Origin of the sequence: Solirubrum puertoriconensis, from assembly GCF_001483135.1 — a bacterium.
In the GTDB taxonomy this organism is placed as follows: domain Bacteria; phylum Bacteroidota; class Bacteroidia; order Cytophagales; family Hymenobacteraceae; genus Solirubrum; species Solirubrum puertoriconensis.
Map to the genome: position 1 here is coordinate 781,598 of NZ_LNAL01000006.1, position 19,657 is coordinate 801,254.

15 protein-coding genes are annotated in these 19,657 nt (G+C 60.8%); 8 read left to right on the forward strand and 7 right to left on the reverse strand.

Going from position 1 to position 19,657, the window contains the following annotated elements; translation table 11 throughout:
• Positions 1 to 21 precede the first annotated feature (21 nt).
• From pxpB to ASU33_RS08205, 6 genes are all read left to right on the forward strand, one after another.
• Complete coding sequence (pxpB, locus tag ASU33_RS08180; protein ID WP_059070063.1) at positions 22 to 756, forward strand: 5-oxoprolinase subunit PxpB; 735 nt, start codon at positions 22 to 24, stop codon at positions 754 to 756.
• A complete protein-coding gene (locus ASU33_RS08185; RefSeq protein ID WP_059070065.1) occupies positions 746 to 1,762 on the forward strand; it encodes a 5-oxoprolinase subunit C family protein in 1,017 nt (338 codons plus the stop codon). Before pxpB ends, ASU33_RS08185 begins: the two co-directional genes overlap by 11 nt.
• Entirely contained in the window at positions 1,759 to 2,541 is a 783-nt protein-coding gene (locus ASU33_RS08190) for a LamB/YcsF family protein (RefSeq protein WP_059070067.1), read from the forward strand. The genes ASU33_RS08185 and ASU33_RS08190 overlap by 4 nt, the downstream gene beginning before the upstream one ends.
• Positions 2,538 to 3,722, forward strand: coding sequence for an NRAMP family divalent metal transporter (locus ASU33_RS08195; RefSeq protein ID WP_059070070.1), 1,185 nt, complete (start codon positions 2,538 to 2,540; stop codon positions 3,720 to 3,722). The genes ASU33_RS08190 and ASU33_RS08195 overlap by 4 nt, the downstream gene beginning before the upstream one ends.
• 90 nt (positions 3,723 to 3,812) lie before the next feature.
• Positions 3,813 to 4,313 (forward strand): RNA polymerase sigma factor, encoded by a 501-nt coding sequence (locus ASU33_RS08200; protein ID WP_059070072.1) that lies wholly within the window; start codon positions 3,813 to 3,815, stop codon positions 4,311 to 4,313.
• A gap of 2 nt (positions 4,314 to 4,315) precedes the next feature.
• On the forward strand, positions 4,316 to 4,921 hold the full coding sequence (locus ASU33_RS08205) for a hypothetical protein (RefSeq protein ID WP_059070074.1): 606 nt from the start codon (positions 4,316 to 4,318) through the stop codon (positions 4,919 to 4,921).
• A 43-nt stretch (positions 4,922 to 4,964) separates the two neighbouring features.
• Here the strand turns inward: ASU33_RS08205 and ASU33_RS08210 are convergent, their stop codons facing one another.
• Together ASU33_RS08210 and ASU33_RS08215 are read right to left on the reverse strand one after the other, a co-directional pair.
• Positions 4,965 to 6,182 carry a hypothetical protein gene (locus tag ASU33_RS08210; protein ID WP_059070076.1) on the reverse strand — a complete coding sequence of 406 codons (1,218 nt, stop codon included), beginning with the start codon at positions 6,180 to 6,182 and terminating at the stop codon, positions 4,965 to 4,967.
• On the reverse strand, positions 6,163 to 7,176 hold the full coding sequence (locus tag ASU33_RS08215; RefSeq protein ID WP_059070078.1) for a DUF2157 domain-containing protein: 1,014 nt from the start codon (positions 7,174 to 7,176) through the stop codon (positions 6,163 to 6,165). The genes ASU33_RS08210 and ASU33_RS08215 overlap by 20 nt, the downstream gene beginning before the upstream one ends.
• Before the next feature lie 127 nt (positions 7,177 to 7,303).
• Between ASU33_RS08215 and dinB the strand changes: the two genes are divergently transcribed.
• Complete coding sequence (gene dinB, locus ASU33_RS08220; RefSeq protein ID WP_078062978.1) at positions 7,304 to 8,386, forward strand: DNA polymerase IV; 1,083 nt, start codon at positions 7,304 to 7,306, stop codon at positions 8,384 to 8,386.
• 34 nt (positions 8,387 to 8,420) lie between these two features.
• On the opposite strand, the gene pulA is transcribed toward dinB, so the two are convergent.
• Positions 8,421 to 10,418 carry a type I pullulanase gene (pulA, locus tag ASU33_RS08225; RefSeq protein WP_078062979.1) on the reverse strand — a complete coding sequence of 666 codons (1,998 nt, stop codon included), beginning with the start codon at positions 10,416 to 10,418 and terminating at the stop codon, positions 8,421 to 8,423.
• A 46-nt stretch (positions 10,419 to 10,464) separates the two neighbouring features.
• On the reverse strand, positions 10,465 to 11,115 hold the full coding sequence (locus tag ASU33_RS08230; RefSeq protein WP_059070080.1) for a sce7726 family protein: 651 nt from the start codon (positions 11,113 to 11,115) through the stop codon (positions 10,465 to 10,467).
• Between the two features lie 465 nt (positions 11,116 to 11,580).
• On the opposite strand from ASU33_RS08230, the gene ASU33_RS08235 reads away from it, so the two are divergent.
• A complete protein-coding gene (locus ASU33_RS08235) occupies positions 11,581 to 14,301 on the forward strand; it encodes a S8 family peptidase (RefSeq protein WP_059070082.1) in 2,721 nt (906 codons plus the stop codon).
• 105 nt (positions 14,302 to 14,406) lie between these two features.
• Here ASU33_RS08235 and ASU33_RS08240 read toward each other — a convergent pair whose 3' ends face one another.
• The 3 genes from ASU33_RS08240 to ASU33_RS08250 all read right to left on the reverse strand — a co-directional run bounded on the left by ASU33_RS08240 (position 14,407) and on the right by ASU33_RS08250 (position 19,653).
• Positions 14,407 to 16,500, reverse strand: coding sequence for an ATP-binding protein (locus ASU33_RS08240; RefSeq protein WP_149867109.1), 2,094 nt, complete (start codon positions 16,498 to 16,500; stop codon positions 14,407 to 14,409).
• Positions 16,501 to 16,957: 457 nt separating this feature from the next.
• A complete protein-coding gene (locus ASU33_RS08245; protein ID WP_059070086.1) occupies positions 16,958 to 17,998 on the reverse strand; it encodes a hypothetical protein in 1,041 nt (346 codons plus the stop codon).
• Positions 17,995 to 19,653, reverse strand: coding sequence for an FAD-dependent oxidoreductase (locus tag ASU33_RS08250; protein WP_059070760.1), 1,659 nt, complete (start codon positions 19,651 to 19,653; stop codon positions 17,995 to 17,997). Before ASU33_RS08250 ends, ASU33_RS08245 begins: the two co-directional genes overlap by 4 nt.
• Positions 19,654 to 19,657 lie beyond the last annotated feature (4 nt).

Below are 19,657 nucleotides of genomic sequence, written 5' to 3' on the forward strand. Positions count from 1 at the left end.
TAAAAGTAAGTTGCAGGGCCGATGAAACACACCACTCCCGAGCCGCATCCCTCCGTTCAGCTGTACCCGCTGGGCGATGCGGCCGTGGTGGTTGAGTTCGGCAAGAGCATAAGCCCCGCCACGCACGAGCGCGTGCAGGCGTTTTGCCACCGGCTAGAGCAACAGCCGTTTGTAGGGTTGGTGGAGTACGTGCTTGCCTTTACGACCGTAACCGTGTACTACGACCCGTGGCTGCTCCGCCACCAGGCCGCCACGCCCTACGATGCCGTGCTGCAACAACTGGAGCAGCTGCTGCGCCGCGTCAGTATTGCAACCGAAAAGCCGGCCCCTCGCGTGGTTGAAATACCCGTGTGCTATGGCGGCCCGTACGGCCCCGACCTCGATTGGCTTGCCGAGCACCTAGGCCTGCTGCCCGAGCAAGTAATAGCCCTGCACGCCGCCTCCGAATACCTGGTGTACATGATTGGGTTTGCGCCGGGCTTCCCGTACCTGGGCGGGCTCGATGCGCAACTAACCGCCCCGCGTAAAGCGCAACCGCGCCCGTTGGTGCCCGCCGGCGCGGTAGGCATTGCCGGCCAGCAAACCGGCGTGTACCCGCTGGCCACGCCGGGCGGTTGGCAGCTGATTGGCCGCACGCCGTTGCGCTTGTTTCGCCCCGAGGCCGAGGTGCCCAGCCTGCTGCAAGCCGGCGACCGGGTGCGCTTTGTGCCGATATCCGCCGCCGAATACCAGCGCCTCCAGCAGCATGAGCTTTAGCATCCTCAGCCCCGGCCTGCTCACCACCGTGCAAGACCTAGGCCGCGTGGGGTACCAAAAGCAAGGCATCATCGTGAGCGGCGCCATGGATGCCACGGCCCTGCGCCTGGCCAACCTGCTGGTGGGCAACCCCGAAAACACCGCCGGCCTGGAGCTAACCTTACTGGGGCCCAAAATCCGCTTCGAAACCGACCAAGTAATTGCCCTTGCCGGCGCCGATTTGTCACCTGCCGTCGATAGTGAGCCGGTGCGCATGTGGCGGCCGGTGCTGGTACGTGCCGGGGCCGTGTTGTCGTTTGGGGCACCTAGGGAGGGCAGCCGGGCCTACCTGGCCGTGGCCGGGGGGCTGGCGCTGCCGCCGGTGCTCGGCAGCCGCTCCACGTACCTACGCGCCGGTTTGGGCGGGCTGCAGGGCCGGGCTTTGCGCAAAGGCGATGCAGTGCCGTGTTCCAAGCCAAACGCCCTAGCTGCCAAGTTGATGCAGGTGCTGGTAAGCAATGCCGATGCCTTAGGTCGGCGGTGGGCCGAGGCGGCGTGGGCACCCGATCCGGCCCTGCTGCCGCGCCACGAAAGCAGCCTCGAAATACGCGCCACAACGGGCCCCGAGTACCACCTGTTTTCGGCCGAAAGCCAAGGGCACTTGTGGGAGCAGGAATACAGCCTGAGCACCGAATCGGACCGCATGGGGTACCGTTTGCTTGGGCCCCAGTTAGGGCTCGAAAATCCCCAGGAGCTGCTCTCGAGTGCCGTTACGTTTGGCACGGTACAAGTGCCCGCGGGCGGCTTGCCTATTGTGCTCATGGCCGACCACCAAACCACCGGCGGCTACCCGCGCATTGCCCAAGTCATCACGGCCGATTTTGCGCGGCTGGCGCAGTTGCCCCTAGGTGGTAAAATCCGATTTCGGGAGGTTACTTTGGCCGAAGCGCAGCAGCTGTACCTGCAGCACGAGCAGCAGCTACACGCTCTGCGCGAGGGCATCCACCTGAAATTGCAGCATACATGAGCGCAAGCTTTACCGTTGATCTGAACTGCGACTTAGGCGAAAGCTTTGGCGCCTATCAACTCGGCACCGACGAAGCCATTTTACCCTACGTCACCTCGGCCAACATTGCCTGCGGTTTTCATGCCGGCGACCCTGCCGTGATGAAGCGCACCGTGCGCCTCGCCCTGCAGCATGACGTAGCCATCGGCGCCCACCCCGGCCTGCCCGACCTCGTAGGCTTTGGCCGCCGCGAAATGGCCGTTTCGGCCGAAGAAGCACACGATATGGTGGTGTACCAATTAGGGGCGCTCGAGGCGTTCGTACGGGCCGAAGGCGGCCGCATGCATCACCTGAAGCCCCACGGTGCGCTCTACAACATGGCCGCCGTAAACGCCGCCCTCGCCGAAGCCATTGCCGAAGCCATGTACCGCGTAAACCCCGAGCTGGTACTCTACGGCCTGGCCGGTAGCGAGCTGATTCGGGCCGGCGAAAAGTTAGGCCTGCGCACCGCCCACGAGGTGTTTGCCGACCGCACCTACCAGCAAAACGGCACCCTCACGCCCCGCCGCCAGCCCGATGCGCTCATCACCGATCCGCAGCTGGCCATTCGGCAGGTGGTGCGCATGGTGAAGGAGGGCAAAGTGCGTGCCCAGCAAGGCCCGGATGTGGCCATGAAAGTCGATACCGTGTGCATTCACGGCGACGGGGCGCATGCCGTGGCGTTTGCGCAGCAAATCAGGCAGGTGTTGCAGCAAGAGGGCGTACAAGTTCGGGCCGCGCAGTACCCCGCCACCGTATGAGGCAGCAGCACAACTGGGGCGTGCTGCTAGGTGCGGCCTTCCTGATGGCTACCTCGGCGGTGGGGCCGGGCTTTCTCACCCAAACCACCGTTTTCACCGAGTCGTTAGGCGCCAGCTTCGGCTTTGTCATTCTCACGTCCATCCTCATCGACCTAGGCGTGCAGCTGAATATCTGGCGCGTAATTGCCGTCTCGGAGCGGCGCGCGCAGGACATTGCCAACGCCGTGCTGCCCGGCCTAGGTGCGGTTATTTCGGTGCTGATTGTGCTCGGCGGCCTGGCCTTCAACATCGGCAACGTGGCGGGCGCGGGCCTAGGTCTGCAGGTGCTCACAGGCATGTCGGCCGAGGTGGGGGCGGCTATTTCGGCGGCGCTGGCAATCGGTATTTTTCTGGTGAAAGAAGCCGGAAATGCCATGGACCGCTTCGCGCAGCTCATGGGCTTGCTGATGATTCTGGTTATCATTTACGTAGCCGTTACCTCAGCCCCGCCGGTTGCCCAAGCGGCCCTGCACACGGTGGCACCTAGCAAGATCGACCTGATGGCCATTGTAACGCTGGTGGGCGGTACCGTGGGCGGCTACATCACGTTTGCGGGCGGCCACCGCCTGCTCGATGCCGGCGTGAAGGGCCAAGCCGCCTTGCCGCAGGTTACGTCCAGCGCCGTGTCGGGCATCACGGTGGCGTCGGTTATTCGAGTGCTGCTGTTTTTGGCTTCGTTGGGTGTGGTAAGCAAAGGGCTGGCGCTGGGTGCGGCCAACCCGCCGGCCTCGGTGTTTCGGCTGGCAGCGGGCAACCTAGGGTACAAACTATTTGGCGTGGTGATGTTTGCGGCGGCTATTACGTCGGTTATCGGCTCAGCTTACACGTCGGTGTCGTTTCTGAAATCGTTTCATCCCAGCATCGGCCGCCACGAAAACCGCGTCATCATCGGGTTTATTCTGCTCTCCACGGTGGTGTTTGTGCTCATCGGTAAGCCTGTGAAACTGTTGGTGTTGGCCGGCGCCGTCAACGGGTTTATTCTGCCGATTACGTTGGCTACCATTCTGGTAGCTGCTTACCGCCGCAACGTGGTAGGGGAGTACCGGCACCCGTGGTGGCTGACGCTCTGCGGCGTGCTGGTGGTATTGGTGATGAGCTGGATGAGCGCCGCGGTGTTTGTGGAGCAAGTGCGCGGCTTGTAGCCGCGTGCGCAGGCATGGGGCGCAGGTTTTTTGGCCAGCCGGTGTAATCTTTTTTCGCAGCGGGCGACTAATGAGCTAAACTACACCGCCATGCCGCTGGTAGCCCCTCCCGATTTCGTCGACACAATAGCCCAGTACCGGCCCATGCTGTGGCGCGTGTGCCGGCTGTACTGCCCCGCTTCGCCCGACGACCAGCGCGACTTGTACCAAGAGATGGTGCTGCAGCTGTGGCAGGCCTGGCCGCAGTACCAGGGCCGCGCCAAGCTCAGCACCTGGCTCTACCGCATTGCGCTCAACGTGGCCATTTCGGCCTTGCGCCGCGAGCAGCGCCGCCCTGCCTCCAGCGGGCTGGATGATGCCGCTCAGGAGCTAGCCTCGCCGGGTGCCAGCGGCCCCGAAGCAGACGAGCTCGAACAGCTTTACGCAGCAATCGAGCGGCTTTCCGATGTCGACAAAGCCTTGGTGCTGCTGCGTCTCGAGGAACGCCCCGACGACGAAATAGCCGACATCCTGGGCATCACCGTGAACAACGTGCGCGTGAAAATGCACCGCGCCCTGCAACGCCTCCGTCAACTACTACCCCCGCAGTAACCATGGACCTCGACCGCCTCAGCCGCAACTGGCAGCAACAGCACGTAGCTGCCCCAAACGCCGCCTTACCCACTGCTGCCGCGGGCAGCGCACTTAGCTTTCCGGTGGCGCAAATGCAGCGCAATGCTTGGGTCGAGCTAATCGGCGCGGTGCTGTTTGGCGTGCCCATCGTGCTTTGGGTTTTCTCGCTCGATTGGCGCTACGCAGCCTGGGCCGGCGGCTTACTGGCCGGTTTGCAAGCCATTACCCTGCTCTACCATTACCGCCAGCTTGCCTTATTGCGGGGCATGCGCCAGCCGCTGGGCTCTTTGCGCCAAATACTGCCGCCCCACATCGCGCAGCTACGCCAACTGTTGCGCCTGAACTACCAACTGAGCCTGTGGCTCACGGCGATGATAGCAGTAGTGGTGCTGGCGGGCATGGTGCACTACGTGTTGCCAGTGCTGCCGGCAGAAACGCACGTTCAGTTCTGGACTTGGCTCGTGTCAACGATAGTGGTGGGCCTGACCCTGGTGCACCTATGCTTGCGGTGGCACTTCAAGCATTCATACGGCAAGCACCTCGCCCGCCTCGAAAGCACCCTGCACGACCTAGGCAACGAAGCTTAAAGCCGCGCTGCTCAATGATCCAACCTCTTTAACTCACCATCTGTTAGTAGCTACCCGTGGCGCCACCGCCGCCAGAGTGCCCGCCTCCGAAGGCGAAAGCCGGCTCCGCTGGTGCAGCAGGTTTGTTAATCTGCACCGTTACCAACGCCTCTAGGTTGAGCGGGTCGGCTTCTTGGATGGGGGCTGCCGTGAAACCGTGCTTGGGTTTGCGCAAGTAGCGCAGGCAGATGGCCGTGAGCAGCACCAGCGCCGCGCCACCTAGGGTAAGGGCCGCCTCTACAGGCAACACCGAACGGTAGTGGCGCACGGTGTACAGCGAAAATGCGAACGTGAGCAAGCCTACGTACAGCAAAATGCGGTTGTGCTTGCGCAGCCCCAGCACCACGTACGCTACCGGAATGCCCGCCGTGAAAAAGTAGAACAGCGGCGCAAAGGCAATTTGTACAGAGGTGGGCAGGTTGTTGAGCGCCGCGTTGGCCTCGCGCACCACCAGGTAGTTGCCGCCTAGGTAAGCCGTAACGAGTGCCAGCGCCGAAGTAAGCTTGATGCAGGTGCGGTAGTACAGGTAATCGGGGCGGCGCTTAAGCCGCTGCAGCACCACATACGCAGCGCCCGAAACCAGCATCAGCACGAAGGGCAGGACCACTTTACCTAGGGCAAGCTGCAGCGCGAACGTAGCCACCATCAGCAGGATGGTGAGGTAGCAAGCCGCGGCTACCAGGGCATCGGCGTAGCGCACCACGGCGGCAAACAGCAGCGCTACTACCGGCACGAGCAGCAGCCAAAACAAGCCTCGCCCGATGAGCACATCGTCGAAGATGGGCAGGCCGAGAATATGGTCGTAGAACAAACCTAGGGCCGTGAGAAATGAACCCAGGGCAAAGTAAAGCAGGGCATTGTCGGAGCCGGAGTGGTAGAGGCGGGAGTTGCGGATAAAAGCATCGAGCGCCACGATTGTTACCGCGCCCATGAGCAACGAATCGACGAGCAGCACGCTTTCAAACGTCACTACTCGTGTATCGGCCAGGCCGCTGCCGAACATCAGTAGAAACAAGCCCCCGGCCATAAAGCAGCCAAACCACGTAAACAGAAACAAGCCAACCTTGATGAAGAAGTTGGGCTGATAGAAATCGAGCGGATAAGCCTGCACAATGGCCTTGGCCTGCGCCTCGGTAAGCAGGTTGGTTTTCAGCCAGCGGCGGGCGCGGCGGCGCACCTCCTGGTTGAAACTCCACTCGGGGTTATAAGCCTTCGGATTCATGGCCGCGTACGATTTTCTTGAGGTTTTTCAGCAGCCAGATTACCGCCGCTGCCGAAGCCGGGAAGTAAACCATAGCGCAGTAAATGGCCGCAATAGATAGGATGGTGCTGTCGAGTGCGGCAATCAGCTGAATAAAGGTGTAGGTAACGGCCACATAGCCGTAGAGTGCCGCCAGCAGTACGAACAAGTAAGAGTGGCTGTGGCGGCCGTACCACCACAACACGGCGCTGAACGCCAACAGCATAATCACACCCAGCGCCGCTGGCAAATGCGCCGTATCGTCGCTGCGGAACAGCGAAGTAAGGGCAGCCAGCAAGGCCAGGTTGCTGCCCATCAGCACGTAGGTGTAGGCAAAGTGCGGCTTGCGGTGGTAGCGTTCCGAGGCCAGGCCGGCCGCCATCAGGGCCATGCCCAGCAGCACGGCAATGACATCGAGGTAAGGCGCCGAAAAGTCGTTTTGCTTGAACACGTCGGCCGGGGCGGCGGCAATGCCTACCCAGGCCGCCAGCGCCGTGATGCCCATGGCCAGCACGCCCCGATGATCGAAGCGGTAGGCGCAGTAGAAAAACAGCAGCGCGGGGAGGAGCGGCATCAGCCCGTAGCGCGAGCCAAACACCGTGTACTGCGCCTGCAGGTAGCCCTCGAGCGTGAGGAAAGTAAGGCAGCCGAGCAGCAGGGCGTAGTCGGCAAACACCGAAACCCTAGGTGCTTCGGCCCAGGTAAATGGCTGCCGGCGCCAGTAGGCATAGCCAAACCCCGCGGCCGATACCGCCGCAATGGCGCCTACGATTACGGCGTGGCTGATGCTATCGAGGTTTTGGTAGATGTAGATACCTAGGCCCGTGCTGAGCAGCGTAACGCCCAACGACAAGAGTGCCCGCAGCTCGAAGTACAGCGAAAAGGGCTTGGTACGCTCGTGCTCGGCCAAAGCCCGGGCGTGTTCCGGCGTTACGATTTGCCGCTCTTGCAGCGAGGCTAGTATGTTGGGGTCCATGAATAAGCGACGTAGTAAGCTGCCGATGAGGGAAGCAAATTGGGTATAATATAGGCGCTTTTGGATGCTTTGCCGATGTAGCGGCGCTTGGCCCGATTCAGTAACTTCGTAAACTCGACAACAGCACGTGGAAGCGGCCGAAGCACAGCGGAAGATTATTCACTTGGACATGGACGCGTTCTATGCCTCGGTGGAGCAGCGCGACAACCCCGCGCTGCGCGGCCAGCCCGTGGCCGTAGGCGGCTCGCGCCAGCGCGGCGTGGTGGCGGCGGCCAGCTACGAGGCCCGGCAGTTTGGTGTACGCTCGGCCATGCCCTCAGTGGTAGCGCAGCGCAAATGCCCGCACCTCGTCTTCGTAAAACCACGCTTCGAGGTGTACAAGGAAGTGTCGCGGCAAGTGCGGGCCATTTTTGCCGAGTACACTCCGCTGATCGAGCCCGTGTCGCTCGACGAAGCCTACCTCGACGTGACGCACAACCTCAAGCAAATGGTCTCGGCCACGCGCATCGCCGAGCAAATTCGGGCCAAAATCTTCGATCAAACGCAGCTCACGGCCTCGGCGGGCGTGTCGTACAACAAGTTTCTGGCGAAGCTGGCATCGGATTACCAAAAGCCTAACGGTTTGTTCGTCATCAAACCGCACGAGGGGCTGGCCTTTGTGGAGCCGCTGAAGGTGGGCGACTTCCACGGCATTGGGCCCGTTACGGCCGCACGCCTCAACCAGCTAGGCATTTTTACCGGGGCCGATTTGCGGCAGCAGTCGGAGCAGTGGTTGCGGCAGCATTTCGGCAAGGCCGGCTCGTACTACTACACCATTGCCCGCGCCATCGACCACCGCCCCGTCGTGGCCGACCGCGTGCGCAAATCCGTAGGCTCCGAAAATACCTTCGAGCAAGACCTAACGGAGTACGAGGAGCTGGTGGCCGGTTTGCAGCCTTCCATCGACGAAGTATGGGAGTACTGCCAGCGCACCGAGGTGCTGGGCCGCACGGTTACGCTCAAGGTTAAGTACGCCGATTTTCAGCTCATCACGCGCAGCCGCACCAGCTTCGCGCTCATCAGCTCGCAGGCGTTGCTGGAGCGCATTACGCTCGAACTGCTCGCGGCCCTGCTGCCCATGCCCAAAGGGGTGCGCCTCCTAGGTGTGTCGCTTTCCAACCTCGACAACACCGACGAGCTGGTGGGGCGCCAACTGGTGCTGGAGCTGTAAGCCACCTAGGGCGCACCAACGCTCGCGGAAACAGTTACTGCACCAAAATAAGGGCCGAGGTAGCAGGCAACTGCACCGGCGCTTGCTGCACTTGCAGTTGCCCAAGGCCTTGCTCAGCGTTTAGCTCGCTGCCACGCAGCACCACCGTGTAAGCCCCCGCCGGAATGCTCACCGGAGCAGCCGTGCGGTTGCCGTTGAAGAGCACCACAATGTTCTTCCATTTGTCGCCGCCCGCATGGTCGCGCAGGCGGTAGCCGATGGTGCCAGCGGGCAGGTTTGGTAAGAACTCCAGGTGCTGCTGAATGAGCGCCTGCGTGGGCAGCCGGAAGGCGGGGTGGTTGCGCCGCATGGCAAGCAACCGCCGATGAAACTCGTAAACGGAAGCATACCGGGCTTTGCGGCTCCAGTCGATTTGGTTTACGCTATCGGGCTGGTTGTAGGAGTTGTGCGAGCCACCCTTAGTACGCAAAAACTCGTCGCCGATGGGCAGAAATGGCACCCCTTGGGAGGTCAACACAATGGCATGGCTCAGCAGGGCCATGTTGATGCGCTCGGCCTCGGTGGTGCCGGGGTTGGCTACCTGCAGCTTGTCCCAGAGCACGCGGTCGTCGTGGCAGGCCACGTAGTTGATGCTTTGCTCGGGTGCAGCGGCCCAGGGCGCCTGGGAGTAGTTTACCAGGGCGTAGTTTAGCTGCGGGTGGCGTGTGGCGGCCACAATGCCAAACTTCACGCTTTCCTCGAGGCTTGGTTGGCCGCTGGCAAAACCGCGTTCGGCTTGCCGGGCGTAGTGGCCCTTCACGCCGTCGCGCAGCTCATCGCCGAAAGCGGCCACGCGCTCAAGCTGCAGCACGTTGGCTTTCACGGCACGTTGGCTTTCGGGCAAGGGGCTGGGCCCAGCGGTCCAGCCTTCGCCGTACACGTAAATGCTGCGGTCTTGCGTATCCAAGGCGGCGCGTACGGCCCGCATGGTTTCCAAGTCGAGAATACCCATGAGGTCGAACCGGAAACCATCGACGTGATACTGCTGCGCCCAATACGCCACCGACTCCACAATCAACTTGCGCACCATGGGGCGCTCCGAGGCTACCTCGTTGCCGCAGGCGCTGGCGTCAGCAAATTTGCCGTTGGCCGTTTGACGGTAGTAGTAGCCGGGCACCAGTTGCTCGAAAGGGTGACGGCCCGCATCGGCCGTGTGGTTGTACACCACATCGAGCACCACGCGCAGGCCCTGCTGGTGCAGCGCCTGCACCATTTGCTTCATTTCGAGAATGCGCGCCGTGGGCGCGGCTGCCGCCGAAGCATAAGAGCCCTCTGGCACCGTGTAGTGCAGCGGGTCGTAGCCCCAGTTGAAGGGGCGCTTCTCGGCGGGCAAGCTTTCGTCGATGGAGGCAAAGTCGTTGGTGGGCAGCAGGTGCACGTGCGTAATGCCGAGCTCGGTAAGGTGGTCGAGGCCGGTGCGTACGCCGCCGGGGCCGCGGGTGCCGGTTTCGGCAAAGCCCAGGTACTGCCCTTTGCGCCGCACTCCCGATTGCGGATGCGTGCTCAGGTCGCGCACGTGCACCTCGCCAATTACAATGTCGGTGGCTTTACTTAGGGCCGGGCGCTGGTCGCGGCTCCAGTTGGCGGGGCTGGCTTTGGCCGGGTCGAGCCAAGCACCGCGTTGGCCGTTCAGCCCAACGGCATGTACATACGGGTCGGCCACCTCGGCCATGGTTTTGCCGGCAATGGTGGCTTGCACGGTGTAAAAACCAGTGGTGTTGGCCGGCAGGGTATAGGTCCAGGTGCCGCCCTCGGCTTTGCGCATGGCATGGGTAGCGCGTGCTTTGCCGCCGGTGCCCGCATCGTAGAGGCGCAGCTGCAGGCTTTGGGCCGTGGGCGCCCATACCCGCAGGGTGCCCTGGCCTTTGCTGAAGGTGAGGCCTAGGTCGGCGCCGTTGTAGGTAGGGTAGTGGGCGTAGTCGGGCACAGACTGAGCAACCACGGCTGGGCCGCTGCCGAGGGCCAGCAGCAAAAACAACAAAGGGCGAATCATGGGGCCAAGGTCGGGAGTTGGCCGCACGAATCACAACCCGGTATACCTAGGCCTTACTCGCGACGCGGCGCACGCGGCCTTTGCTAGCAGTAGCGCGTTTTGTTTTGGGCTTTTTGCGCCGCCGTACGGGCCGGCTCAGGCGTTCGGCTTTGCGCACGGCTCGGGCCTCAAGGCGCTGGGGCATGCGCTGCATCAGCCGGGTACGTACAAACTGCGCTAGCTGCGAAAGCGGGATGGAGTGGGCCGTATTCAGCAGCTTGGTGATGTCGCGGCGGCGCAGCAGGCCTACGTGGTACAGCCCTAGGTCGGTAAGAAACTCCTTTACCTCGGTAAGGCGCAGCAAGCCCGCCACCGCGCCGCGTTGCACGGTGGCGTTGTAGCCGGGCGCCCGGTGCTGGCGCAAGCCCTCGGGCGTAGCTACCAGCACGCCTACCCACTCGGGCACCAACGGCAACAGCTTCTCGAGGTGCTTTTCGGTGACAACGAAGGTTACCAGATCGTAGGCGTTGGCGTAGCAGGGCAGCTGCTTGGCCACGCGCTGCAGGGTATCGTTGTCGCCTTTTACCTCGAAGCCGTGCATGTAGTGCTCCGTGATGTGCACCACATCGGCACGGGTGGTGCTGGTGGGCAGTTCATCCACGTACACGCCACCTTGCAGCAGCGGGTAAAGCAAAGCTCGGATATCGGGGTCGTTCATTAGTAGCTGGCACCAAAAAAGCGGTGCACCTTCGGCAACACAAAGGTACTAGCTTGTGCCTCAACGCTGCTGAAGCAGCATTAAGCTAAATAGAATATATCTAACAAGTGCTATGTTGGACCTTGTACGAATAACCAGCGCATCCTCCTTGCATTTAAACTCGCTTGCAGCTCGGCAATTTGCAGCGGCCAAGAGAGCTAACTTAAGCAGTTGTTTTGATAAATAGTCAGCTTTATGGGTAAATAATTTTATTTCGACAAAATGAAAACCAAATACATTGAAGGATTCGTAAGTACCCTCACAACTGAAAAACAGCTGATTTTACCGAGGTACATAGCATACCTGTGTTGAGCAGTGGGGTTGGATAAAGTTCTGCGATTCGCCGCTAGTAGGACTTTGTGTGGATGCGTTGCCTTGGGATGAACAGCCAGTTTCGGTTATCTATTCACTCCAACCAACACCTTAATGACCAAATCTTTATCTGCGTTGCTCGTGGCTGTGCTGGCGAGCAGCACCTCCTTTGCCCAAGCCGTGGTCGACCCCGAAATTCGGGCGGCGTTGCAGTCGAACCCCGTTGCTCAGGTAATCATCACGTTTAAAGGCGATGGCGCTCCACAAGTGGCCCAGCTAAGCCTGTTGCAGCAGCTGGGCCTCACCAAGGGCATAACCCTACGCTCGCTGCCCATTGTGGGCAGCCTCGCTACCGCAGCCCAGGTACAAGCCCTGGCCCAGCGGCCCGAAATCCGATCTATCTACTTAAACAAACGCCTTCAGTACTACAACTACGACGCAACCCACCTCACGGGCGTGAAGCGCCTGCGCACCGATGCCAACCTGATTGCCCGCAACAACGGCATGCCGGTTTCGGGTAAGGGCATTGGGGTGGTCATTAACGACAGCGGGGTCGACGGCACCCACGAGGACATTAAATCGGGCACGCACCTGGTGCAAAACGTGCTCGGCTCCATCAACCTGAACGCGGTTGATGCCATGCTGCCCGTAACTTACCTCGAGAACGTGCCCAACACCGACACCAACTCGGGCCACGGCACGCACTGCGCCGGTACGGTGGGCGGCAACGGATCCAAATCGGGTGGCAAGTACGAGGGCGTAGCGCCCGGTGCTTCGCTGATTGGCTACGGCTCGGGCGCCGCGCTGCTGGTGCTCGATGGCATTGGCGGTTTCGACTACGCCCTCACGCACCAAGCGCAGTACAACATTCGCGTTATCAGCAACTCGTGGGGCTCAACGGGTGATTTTGACCCCGAGCACCCCATCAACCTCATTTCGAAAAAGGCCTACGACCGCGGTATCGTGTCGTTGTTTGCGGCCGGTAACGAAGGCCCCAGCTCCGATACGCACAACCCCTACGCTGTTGCGCCGTGGGTAATTTCGGTAGGTGCCGGCGACAAGTTTGGCAAGCTGGCCGATTTCTCGTCGCGCGGGGTGAAAAACGAAGGCGGCTCCTTTGCCCTTGATGGCCAAACCTGGACGTACCAAAACCGCCCCACGCTGGTAGCCCCGGGCGTTGACATCGTATCGACGCGGGTAATTGGCCCGGTTGCCAGCCTAGGTATCCAGACGGATATTGAGCAGCTCGACCCCGCGCACGTGCCCTTCTACACGCACATGAGTGGTACCTCCATGGCTACGCCGCACGTGGCTGGCGTGGTGGCTCTGATGCTGGAAGCCAAACCCTCGTTGTCGCCGATGCAGGTAAAGCAAATCCTGGAGAAAACGGCCACCAACATGCCCAACCGTGAGTCGTGGGAGGTAGGCGCCGGTTACGTAAACGCGTATGCTGCCGTCGACCACATCTTCCGCGGCTCGGTGTTTGGCGCCCCCGTTAACCTCACGCGTACCTTCAACAGCAGCGTAAACTCGCAGCTAAGCTTTACGCCCTTCAGCATCAACTACAACCCGCTGATTACGGCCAACAACCAGCAAACCTTCCAGGTAGGCTCGGGCGTAACCAGCATCGAAGCTAAAGCCCTGGCCGGTGGAGTATCGGGCCTGACGGGCAACTCCATCAACCTCGTGCTCATCGACCCCAGCGGCACGCGCTACAGCTCCGGCATCAGCGCCTTGTTCGCGTTGTATCAGGACAGGGGCATAGCCGTAGCCTCGCCCAAGCCGGGCACCTGGACGGTGCTGCTCGAGGGCCTGCGCGGCGTAGCCTTGCCCGAAACCATTTCGGGTACCATTAGCATGCTGACCACCTCCGGCACTTCGGGCCTAGGTGACATTGCCGGCCATCCGGCCGAGGCATCCATTAAAACAGCCGTAGCGGCGCGCCTGGTTGATGGCGTGAGCGGCGGCTACAAACCCAACGATTTGCTTACGCGCCGCCAACTGGCCGACTACTTGCTGATGGGCCAGGCCGTGCGTCAGTATCTACCCACCACGGGTACCAGCAGCTTCATTGATGTGCAAGGCACCGACCTGCTGCTGGCCGAATCGGTAACGGCACGCGGTGCTGCCCTACGCGACCGGGAGCACAAGTCTCGGGGCGTAATGCTGCCGACCGCATCGGGCGTCTTTGCACCTGCTTCGTCGGTAAACCGTGCTAGCTTGGCTTACTCGCTCGTGCAGAGCCTAGGGCTGGAAGAAGCTGCCTTGGCTCGCAACGGTAAGGCCGTGACGGTAACCGCCGATGGCAAAACCATTCCCGTGGATGATGCTTCGCAAATCCCAGCCGGCTTGGAAGGCTACGTGAGTGTGGCCCTCGAACTGAACCTGATAAACGCCTACTACAAGGTAACCCAAGGGCCGTTCGATCTGGTGCCGACTTTGCACGCAAGCTTCAAACCCGCCCAGGCTGTTACTCGCGGCGAGTTTGCAGTTATCGTAACGCGCACCTTTACGCAGTGGGATGCCGTAACGCAGCCGGCTGCTGCCCGCAGCACCGCAGCTACCGCGGCCTCGCAGCCCACCGAGGAGGTAACGGCTTACCCGAATCCCTTCTCCGGCAGTACCACCATCAGCTACACCGTAGCCGAGCCCGGCCTTGTAACCGTGGAGGTGTACAACGTGCTCGGCCGCAAGGTGAAAACCCTGGTGTCGGAGTCTCAGCAATCGGGTATTCACCAAGTGAAATTCGACGCCAGCAGCCTAACGCGTGGCTCGTACGTGTACAAGGTGAAAGCCGGCGGCAAGCTCACCTCCAAGCAACTGCTGGTGCAATAGCCGCGAGTAGTTTGCCTACATACCGAAACGCCCTGCTCCAGATTGGAGCAGGGCGTTTCGGTATGTGCTTGCCTAGGTCGCTTGGCGCTGCGCTACGGCAGGCGCTTAGGCCGGAAGCGTAATTACAAATTCGGTGTAGTGGCCTTCCTTACTGTCTACGCTGATGCTGCCGCCATGGCCTTTGGTTATAATGTCGTGGCTGAGCGAGAGGCCCAGCCCCGTGCCTTCGCCCACGGCTTTGGTAGTGAAGAAGGGCTCGAACACGCGCTGTCGCACGGCCTCAGACATGCCGGTACCGTTGTCGCGCACGCGCACCTCCACGCCGTTTGGCGTGCGCCGGGTGCTGATGCGTACCTCGGGTTGGTAGCCGTTGAGGCTAAACTGCTGACGCTGGCGCACGGCGAAAAAAGCGTTGGTAAGCAAGTTTAGCAGCACACGGCCCAGGTCCTGCGGCACGGCCTGCACCTCGCTTAGCGTCGTGTCGAAATCGGTGTTGAGCGTAGCCCGGAAATTTGGGTCTTGGGTCTGAACGCCTTCGTAGGCCAAGCGTAGGTTTTCGGCTGCTAGAGCGTTCAGATCGGTAGCTTCGCGTTGGCCAGTGCCCGAGCGCGAGTGCTCCAGCATATCTTTGATGATGGAGGATGCCCGCAGGCCGTGTTGGCTGATTTCCTGAAGGTTTTGCTTCAGGCCAGCCAAAATCTCCTGCTGCAACTCCTGCCCGTTGTGGGCGTGGCTGGTTTGCTGCGGCATGCCATCAATCATGTTGGTGCTCACCTCGGCAAACCGCTTCATAAAGTTGAGCGGATTTTGCAACTCGTGCGCAATGCCCGCCGACACTTCGCCCACAAAGGCCCACTTTTCGGCGGCCACCAGTTGGTTTTGTGCCTGGCGCAGCTGGGCCAGGGTACGCTTGTTAATTTGTAGTTGCCGGTACAAAAACACTCCCAAGCCCGATACTGCCACCACCGTAAACAGCGCAATAAAAAGCAGGCGGTTGCGCTGCCGCAACTGCAACTCCTGAATGGCGCGCGTTTGCTGCAGCGCGGCAATGCGGGCATTTTGGGCTTGCTCTATTCGCTCGCCCTCGTACTGCGCCACCAAAAAAGCACTTTGCTCTTGGTGCATCGAATCGGTGAGGGCCATGTACATGCGGGTGTACTGCTGCACTTTGGCCGGCTGCTGGCTCTTAATGTAGAAGCCAATGATGTCGCGCAATACCCGGTAGCGCAGAATTTTGAGCCTGCCCGAGGTAGCTTTGTTATAAGCCTGTTGCCAATACTGTTCGGCTACGTTGGGCTGGCGTACGGCCTCGTAGTACTTGGCCCAGGCCGCATCCAGCAGAAACTCGCCCGGGCGACCCGAAACACGCAGTTGCAAGGAGTCGGCCAGGTGCTGGGCTCGGGTAAGCATGGGCCGCACGGGTTGCGTTTGGCCCATACCCAGCAGCACAAAGCTTTTCTGCACCAAGGCGTAGGCCTTGCAAATATGCTTGTGCACTGGGTTTTGCTTTGTGCCTACCTCCGCAAGGTTTTGATTGGCATACCGTAGCGCATTGGGCATATCGCCTTCCTGCAAATACACCCTCGAGAGCGTCTGCAGGGTATAAAACCGCTGCAGGCCCTCCACGTTGTACTTGTCTTCGAGCACCATGGCTTGGCCTAGGTACTGCAGCGCTTTTTGCGGGTTGCCCCAATCGGCATACAGCGAGCCGGCCACCATCAGCTCGTTCACATAGTATTTGGGGTCGAACTGCTTAAACAAATCAGCAGCGCGCAGGCAGTAGCTAATGGCCTGATTGTAGGCTCCCATGTGCCGGAAGTAGCCGCTGATTACCAAGTAGCAGGCGGCGGTATTCTCGAGGGAGTTGTGTAGGCGGTAGTAGGCTAGCTTATCCCGGAAATAGGCGTAGCGCTCCTGCGATTGGTGCAGGCGATTATAAAGCGGAGCTAGGTCGATCAGCAGCCGCGGAATAGGATGATCGAGCCGGTCGAATTCGGCGATGGCCTGCTTGATGATTTCGAGTGCCTGCTGATCGTTGTGCCCTTTATGCCACAAGGCTACCCCGCGGCGGAGCAACCGATAAGGCGTTTCGTCGATTTGTTGGGAGCGGGCATTCAGCTCCAGCAGCTCGTCGATTAGGGGCAACGATTGTTCGCGGCCGGAGGCCTCGGTTAGCTCCAGAATGTCAAGCAAATGCACCAACGTGCGAATGCGCGCACTATCGCTCTGTTGCCGCGGCAAGCTTTTGCGCAGCGAATCGTAGTCGGTTGTCCAGTAGCGTTGATTTGCACGGGCAGGAAGCGCGCAAAAAAGTTGGATTAGCAGACTGCTAAAGAGGCAAAATGCAATAGTGCGCACAAACAGGTGAGGTAGCTGGATTGGTCGCCGAACTCCTAATTAGCTCTGTAATCAGTTGCTAAGCAATTGCTTGCAAAACAATGGTTGCAGTTAAGAAGATCGGAAGTAAGTACTGAGAGCAGAATCGTGTCCAAAATAGGAGTAATTGCCGATAATCATGTTCTTTGCTCGCCCGGGCCTTCGGCATACCAACGCAGCTGAGCAGGCAACCCAGGCCGTGCGGCTCAAGCGGCACAATGCCTAGGCAATCAGCCTTAGGCCTGTTCACAGAAAACACCAGCCTACGGGAAAGATGGCACTACTTTTTCTCCCGCCGCCAGATGAAACCATCGAGCACGTAGTGTGTGGTTTGCGGCAGTGCCAGTAGCGGCACCAGCCACGCAAGGGTAGTGGCATCAGCTACGCGCGGCAATTGCTGAAACCAGCCAAATACGGCCGCATGCTCGCGCCACACCAGCCCGTCCCATATGCCTTCCTCAAAATACGCCAGCATCACCAGCACACCTAGGAAAACCGCCGCCCCGTACTTGCCCGCCCACAACCCGCTGGGCGAGGCCCTAGGTGCTACGGAGGAAGGCTGCGCCCCGGCAGCCCAAATCAGGGCCAGATAGGGAATGCCGTGCGACACCACGTTGAGCAGGGTAAACGCCAAGTCGCCGTTGAAGTACACAATGCCGAAGTACCACGACAACAAAGTGCCGATGACCAGCAAATTGCGCGGTAGGTTGAAGCGGCGCGTTTGCAGCCATTGCTGCAACTCCTTACTCGCATACAACACCAGCAGCACGGCGTAGGCAGTTGTAGCCAGCAGCCGACCTAGGGGCCAATCCAGCTGCACAAAGTCGCCATCGACAAACCAGTTGAAGTTGCGGGCAGGCGAAAAGTGCCAGTAAAGCAGCGGGTAAATCGTAGCGTAGTAGATAACGGCCGTATCGAGCCAGCGGTAGGGCACAGTAGGCTCGTGGCGCGAGTACAGCCGCAAAAAGCCGTACTGCTGCCGGATGAAATGAAAAACTGCCAGGTACGCCAGCACGCGCCAAAACAGTAGCCCGCTTGCGAGGTGCAGCGCCACGCCCGCGGCGTAGCACAGCACCGGTACTACCACAAACAGCCCCAGCTGCCGGCGCCGGCGCTGCGCATCGAGGTAGGTGCGGAACAACGTACTGTACACGTGGCTTACATCGACGAGCAGCACCAGGGCCACCCAACCGAGCAGCGGCATGTGTGGGGTGTTGCGGAACGCCGCAGGCAGCAGCAACACGATTAGCAGCGACACAAAAGGCGGGGCCAGCACAAACAAACCATCGTACCAAGCCGAGCGAATCCAAGGTTGCTTCATGCTGGTAGCAGCATTTCGGTTGCCGCCCTGATGCCTTGGTAAAAGGCCTCCTCAAATATGGAAATGCCGCTCAGGTCGGTGTGGGCGAAGTATAGCTTATTGCGGAGCGGTTGGGCTGCCGCCTGCCGGTTGGAGCCCCACAGGTAGCCCGGTGTGGGCGCCACCATGCCGTGGCCCCACACCCAAACCTCGGCGTGTTGGATGCGCGGCGTGATGCCCGGGTGCGCCGTTTCGAGCTCGGCCACTACGCGTTGTAGCCAATCGTTGTAGCTGGTTTGGTAAGCTTCGCGCCGGGCCGCGTTGGCATCGGGGTGCGAGAGCGGCCAGTACAGGGTAATAACCTGGGGACCTATTGGCTGCGTTACCTGCTGGTGCGTAGCGCTAATGTAACCCACCGACTGGCTGTTGTAGAGCACATTATCCCAGCACAGCGGCTGGCCGGGGCCCTGCGGCAAACCATCAACCGTGAGGTTGGCAATAACCCAAGGGGCGTGGTGGGGCGCGGGCGTGAGTTGCGGAGCATCGGCAAGGCCCGCTAGCAGCCGCTGCGTTACGAAGTGCGGCGTAGCCAGCAGTACCTTCCGGGCTTCGAAGCGGGTGGTTTGCTTGGTGGTGCCGTCGTAGGTGAGTACCTCTACGCCTGTTGCGGTTTCGCGCAGCTGGTAGGCCAGCGTGTTCGGGCGAATACCTTGTGTGGTTTGCCGGCGTAGCTGCTCTACCAAGTAGCCGTTGCCCTCGGGCCAGGTAAGCACGTCGGCTTGTTCGGCGTTGTGGGCGCGGCCTTTGCGGGCGGCAAAGTAGTGCAAGCCCGCCCACGCCGATACTTGCTCGGGGGTAGCGCCGTAATCGTCGCGGCAGCTGTACGCCAGAAACCAGCGCAGATACGGCGAACTGAAGCCTTCGCGACCTAGATACTCGGCAAACGTAATGGCGTCGAGCTGCCGAAACTGCTCGTCGGCGGAGGAGCGGTCGAGCGGAATGGCAAAGGCATCGAGGCCGTCCGTGCCCTTGGCGTGGCGCAGCTCCTCAACCAACGCCAGAAAGCGGGCAATCTGTTGGCGGTCGGCATCGGGCACGCCAAACTCGGGCACCAAGCCCTGCTGCCAATGCCCGTTGATGTACAATCGCTCTTCGGGGTCGTGGCACAAGTGGTACTCGTTGTAGATGGGCAGCCCATCGGCCGAGTAGCCGGTAATCACGTTTGCCTCCTGCAAAAACGCGAGCAGCTCGCGGTTGCGCACATCGGGAATGGGCAGGTAGTGCGCGCCCCAGGGATAAGCCGAAACAGCGTTCTGGCCGCTGGCTGCGTTGCCGCCCACGTGGTTTTCCAGCTCCAGCAGCACCACATCGCTGAGGCCGCTGCGCTGCAACCAGCGTTTGGCCGAAAGGCCCGTTATGCCGCCGCCAATAATTAACACCTCCGCACGCTCGGTGCGGGTGGGTGCCGGCAGTTTGCCCGGCTGGCGCAGCAAATGACCTAGGGAGAAATCGGCGCCGCGCATCCCGCCCTTGATATGCGCCAACGAGGCCGCCGGCGCGCACGAATGCAGCAAGGCAGGACTTAGCATCAGCCCGGTAAGCGCCAAGCCCGTGCGGCTGATAAACTCGCGCCGGCCAGACGCAAAATTACCGTAGGCGTTTCCTTCTTTGCTCATCTTC